Here is a 5,333-nt window from a genome sequence, read left to right as displayed (position 1 = left end):
GGCCGACGCAGCCCACCACCACCCGGCGGGTCAGCTCCCGCACCAGCGCCGCGTGCCTGCCGGTACGGTCCGCGCGCTCCAGCGTGCTCGCCGCCGCCGGGGCGCTGGTGAACGTCAGGGCGTCCACCGTGCCGTCGAGCACGCCATCGAGGACTCGGTCGAGCGGCCCGGGATCGACCGGGCCGACCCAGCGGTACACCGGAATCTCCACCACCTCGGCCCCGGAGCGGCGCAGGGTGTCGACGAAGTCGCGCTGCGGCTGCCCGTGCAGCTGCACCGCGATCCGCGTCCCCGCCACGCCCCCGTCGAGCAGGTGCCGCAGCAGCTCGGCGTTGCGGGCCGAATCCGGTGCGTAGCTCTCACACAACCCCGCCGCCCGCACCGCGCCGGTCACCTTGGGCCCCCGGGCGAGCACCGAGGCGGCCGAGAGCCTTTCCCGCAGCACGCGGCCGAGTCCCCAGCTCTCGGCCGCCTCGATCCACCCGCGCAGGCCGATGCCCGTGGTGGCCACGACCACGTCCACCGGGGCGTCGAGCAGCGCGGTGGTGGCGCGCAGCAGTTCCGTGTCGTCGGACAGTGGCACGATGCGGATCGCGGGTCCGTAGCGCACCGTCGCGCCCCGCCGCACGAACAGCGAGCCCAGTTCGTCCGCCCGTCTGGCGGCGGTGACGCCGACGGTGAACCCGGCGAGGTCCCCGACGCCGGTCATGGCGCGGCGACGTGGACGACGCCGTCGACGAGGCGCACCGGGTGGGTCGGCACCCGCACCGAAAGGTCATCCAGGCAGACACCGGTGCGCAGGTCGAACCGCTGCTTGTACACGGGCGAGGCCACCACGGGCACGCCCTCGTGCTCACCCACGATTCCCCGGGACAGCACGGCGGCGCCGCTGAATGGATCGACATTGGACAGTCCGTGCAGGGTGTCGTCGTCGGTGCGGAAGATCGCCACCTGTACGTCCCCGTCGAGCAAGGCGGCCACCCCGTCGGCACGGGGCACGTCCGCGAGCCGGCACACGGGCACCCATCCGGTCGTGTCCGACTCCGGCCGGGCCGAACCGGGAGCCACCCCGGTCGTGCTCTGTCCGGGCGTGGTCTGTCCGGGCGTGGTCCATCCGGGCGTGGTCATCGCTGCGGCACCTCCGGGGTCGGCAGGAGCACGGGAACGTTCTGCTCGCGTTCCACCTCGAACGCCACGGTCGGGTCACCGACGCCGGGGGCGTTGACGAAGCTGGTGAACCGGGCGAGCTTGTCCGGGTCGTCCAGCACGTCCTTCCACTCGTCGGTGTAGCCGGCGACGTGCTCGGCCATCGCCTGTTCCAGTTCGGCGCCGATGCCGAGTTCGTCGTCGACGACCACCGCGCGCAGGTGATCGAGCCCGCCGTCCAGCTCCTCCAGCCACGCCGCGGTGCGCTGCAGCCGGTCGGCGGTGCGGACGTAGAACATCAGGAACCGGTCCACGATCCGCACCAGCGTCTCCGTGTCCACATCGGACACGAGCAGCTCGGCGTGCCGGGGCAGCGCCCCGCCGTTACCCCCGACGTACAGGTTCCATCCGCTCTCCGTCGCGATGATGCCGACGTCCTTGCTCCGCGCCTCCGCGCATTCCCGGGCGCAGCCGGACACCCCCGCCTTGAGCTTGTGCGGCGAGCGCAACCCCCGGTACCGCAGTTCCAGCTCCACCGCCAGGCCGACGCTGTCCTGCTGGCCGTAGCGGCACCAGCTGGTGCCGACGCAGGACTTCACGGTGCGCAGCGCCTTGCCGTAGGCGTGGCCGGACTCGAACCCGGCGTCGACCAGCCGTCGCCAGATCGCGGGCAGCTGTTCGACCCGGGCGCCGAGCAGGTCGACCCGCTGCCCTCCGGTGATCTTGGTGTAGAGGCCGAACTCGCGGGCCACCTCGCCGAGCACGATCAGCTTCTCCGGGGTGATCTCCCCGCCCGGCACCCGGGGTACGACCGAGTAGGTGCCGTTGCGCTGCATGTTGGCCAGGAAGTGGTCGTTGGTGTCCTGCAGGCCCGCCCGCTCGCCGGCGAGGATGTGTCCGTGACCGAGGGTCGCCAGAATGGAGGCCACCGTGGGTTTGCACACCGCGCACCCCCGGCCCCGGCCGTAGGTGGCGATCAGTTCGCTGAAGGTGCCGATCCGGGTGGCGCGCACGATCTCGAACAGCTCGGCGCGGGACCGGTCGAAGTGCTCGCACAACGCCCGGGACTGCTCCACCCCGCACGCCGACAGCAGCGTGCCCAGCATCGGCAGGCACGAGCCGCAGGAAGTGCCCGCCCGGGTGGACGCCTTCAGCGCGGCCACACTGTCGCACCCGTCGTCGATGATCGCGCGGGTGAGCATGCCCTTCGTGACGGCGTTGCAGGAGCACACCTGGGCGTGGCCGGCCAGCGAGCCCACGCCGACCGACGCACCCCCGCCCTCCGGGGCCAGCAGGGCGGCGGGTTCGTCCGGCAGTTCCGAGCCGACCAGGCCGCGCAGGGAGGTGTACTCGCTCGCATCCCCCACCAGCACCCCGCCGAGCAGGGTGCGGGCGTCGTCGGAGACCACCAGCTTCCGGTAGGTGCCCGCGACCGCGTCGGCGACGGCCACCTCCAGTGCGCCCTCGGAGGTGGCGTGGGCGTCGCCGAAGGCGGCCACGTCCACGCCCATCAGCTTGAGCTTGGTGGCGGTGTCCGCCCCGGTGAACTCCGCCCGCTCGCCCAGGAGGGTGGCGGCGACCGCGTCGGCCATCGCGTAGCCGGGGGCGACGAGCCCGTACACCCGGCCCTCGACGGCCGCGCACTCGCCGACCGCGAACACACCCGGGTCGCTCGTGCGGCAGGAGGTGTCCACCAGCACACCGCCCCGCGGCCCGAGTTCCAGACCGCAGTCCCGGGCCAGTTCGTCCCGGGGCCGGATCCCCGCGGAGAACACCAGCAGGTCGATGTCGAGCTCGGTGCCGTTGCCGAGGCGGGTCCGCAACCGGTTCCCGTCCGGCTCGATCACCTCGGTGGACGTTCCGGTGTGCACGGTCACGCCCAGGTCGGTGATCAGCCGGTGCAGCACCGCGCCGCCACCCTCGTCCACCTGCACCGGCATCAGCCGGGGCGCCCGCTCCACCACGTGCGGGGACAGCCCCAGGTCGCGCAGCGCCTTCGCCGCCTCCAGCCCGAGCAGTCCTCCGCCGACGACCGCGGCCGACGGCCTGCCCACACCGGCGCGGGCGCGGGCGACGGCGTCGGAGAGCGCGTCCAGGTCGTCGATCGTGCGGTACACGAGACACCCGGGAAGGTCGTGCCCCGGCACCGGGGGCACGAACGGGCGGGACCCGGTCGCCAGCACGAGCGCGTCGTAGTGCTCGACCACGCCCGCGGCGGTGCGCACGCATCGGCCCGCCCGGTCCACCGCGACGACCGGATCCCCGAGCCGCAGCGTGACCGCGTCGTCGCCGGGGTAGTCGGCCCCCGGCAGCGCGAGCGCGTCCGCGTCCCGATCGGCCACGTACGACGTGAGATCGACCCGGTCGTAGGCGGGACGACGCTCCTCGCCGAACACGACGATCCGCCACGACCCGTCGGTGTCGGCGGACCGCACGGCCTGCACCAGCCGGTGGGCGACCATGCCGTGTCCGACGACGACCAGCGTTCGACTCATCGGCAACCTCCGTAGCGACGGCTGTGGACCATGCTCACCGGCAGCGGTGTCCGGGCCGATTCCGCGGCGTTGCGGCGGTGTTTCCGCTTCCTCCCACCCGCTCCCGGCCACGGTGCTCACACCCGCGCGTGGGCGAGACCGGGCTCGCGGTCGACGGCGAACCGCCTGCGCAGATAGAACCACCAGGTGGCGGCCAGGCAGCCGACGTAGAAGGCCACGAGCACCAACAGTGCCGGACCGATGCCCGCACCCGCGTCGTCGAGGGAGAACCGGAACACGAGGTTGATCAGCACACCCCCGAAGGCGCCGACCGCCCCGCACACACCGACGACGGCCCCCGCCTGCCGCCGGGCGGAGGCGGCCACCACCGCCGGATCGGTGCCGCTGTTCCCGGCCGCGCGCTCGGCCTCGGCGGCGAAGATGACCGGGATCATCCGGTAGGTCGACCCGTTACCGATGCCGGTGAGCACGAACAGGGCCACGAACGCGCCGAAGAACAACGGGAAGTCGTCGCGGGACACCCCGGCCAGCACGCCCAGTGCGCCGAGTACCAGCGCGACGAAGGTCCACAGCGTCACCCGGGCACCCCCGATGCGGTCGGAAAGCCACCCGCCCAACGGCCGGGTGACCGCCCCGATCGCGGCTCCGAGGAACGCCAGCGACACGTACTCGCCGTGGTCGGTGAAGCTCATCGAGATCAGCGTCGGGAAGGCGAAGGAGAAGCCGATGAACGACCCGAACGTGCCGATGTAGAGCCCCGACATCACCCAGGTGTGCCGGTTTCGCAACGCCGAGCGGTAGGAGTTCCCGTCCGGCCTGGCCGCGGTGACACTGTCCATGAACGCCCACGCGCAGGTGGCCGCCACGATCACCACGGGCATCCACATCAGCGCCGCGTAGGCCAGGTTGATCCCGGTGCCGAGACCGATCACCACCGGCACGACCAGCTGCGAGACGGCCACGCCGAGGTTGCCGCCCGCCGCGTTCAACCCGAGCGCCAACCCCTTGCGGTGTTCCGGGAAGAAGAACGAGATGTTGGCCATCGACGAGGAGAAGTTCCCGCCGCCCAACCCCATCGCCGCCGCGGTGAGCAGGAAGAACCAGTACGGCGTGCCCGGGTTCGTGACGGCGTGCGCCAGCATCAGGCACGGGATCAGCAGCACCGCCGAGGACAGGGTCGTCCACGCCCGCCCGCCGAGGACCGGGACCGCGAACGTGTACGGCATCCGTAGCGCCGCACCGACCAGGTTCGGGACGATGAGCAGCCAGAACGTCCGCCCGACGCCGAAGTCGTACCCCACGGAGTCGAGGTGGACCACCACGATGCTCATCAGCGTCCACACACTGAACCCGAGGTGCTCGGCGAAGACCGAGAACACCAGGTTCTTCCACGCGGTGGCCCGGCCGGTGCGCCGCCAGAACCCCGGGTCCTCCGGCTCCCAGTGGTCCAGCCATCGTCCGCGCCAGCGGAAGGACTCCGGTGTCGGTGTCGTCGTCGCGGTCCCGGGTGCGAGGGCCATGGGCGTCTCCCTTGCCGTGTGCGGATGACGGAACGGTCGGGAGCCAGCGTCGCGCCGGAGGGTTTCCGCGGGGCGGTCGGCGGGTGGCACCCGTGCAACGTCCTCCGCACCGCGGCTCCCACACCCGGTGAGCACCCCGCCCGGGGTCAGGCCGTGTCCGCCAGCCAGTCGG

The 5,333-nt window shown here is 72.5% G+C and carries 4 protein-coding genes; all 4 read right to left on the bottom strand.

Features of this window, described 5'->3' with window-relative positions; all coding sequences use genetic code 11:
• Window positions 1-709, bottom strand: a 709-nt coding sequence (locus SACHA_RS0107685) for a uroporphyrinogen-III synthase (protein WP_019808518.1), incomplete at its 3' end; no start/stop codon positions are given.
• Complete coding sequence (gene nirD / locus SACHA_RS0107680) at window positions 706-1,128, bottom strand: nitrite reductase small subunit NirD (RefSeq protein WP_019808517.1); 423 nt, start codon at window positions 1,126-1,128, stop codon at window positions 706-708. The genes SACHA_RS0107685 and nirD, both read right to left, overlap by 4 nt.
• Window positions 1,125-3,641 (bottom strand): nitrite reductase large subunit NirB, encoded by a 2,517-nt coding sequence (gene nirB / locus SACHA_RS0107675; RefSeq protein ID WP_019808516.1) that lies wholly within the window; start codon window positions 3,639-3,641, stop codon window positions 1,125-1,127. The genes nirD and nirB overlap by 4 nt, the downstream gene beginning before the upstream one ends.
• Before the next feature lie 116 nt (window positions 3,642-3,757).
• Window positions 3,758-5,161 (bottom strand): MFS transporter, encoded by a 1,404-nt coding sequence (locus SACHA_RS0107670; RefSeq protein ID WP_019808515.1) that lies wholly within the window; start codon window positions 5,159-5,161, stop codon window positions 3,758-3,760.
• Between the last annotated feature and the right edge of the window lie 172 nt (window positions 5,162-5,333).

This window comes from Saccharomonospora halophila 8, from assembly GCF_000383775.1.
Lineage (GTDB): Bacteria > Actinomycetota > Actinomycetes > Mycobacteriales > Pseudonocardiaceae > Saccharomonospora > Saccharomonospora halophila.
Note: the sequence above shows the minus strand (reverse complement) of the source record. Positions and strands in the feature narration are given on the sequence as shown.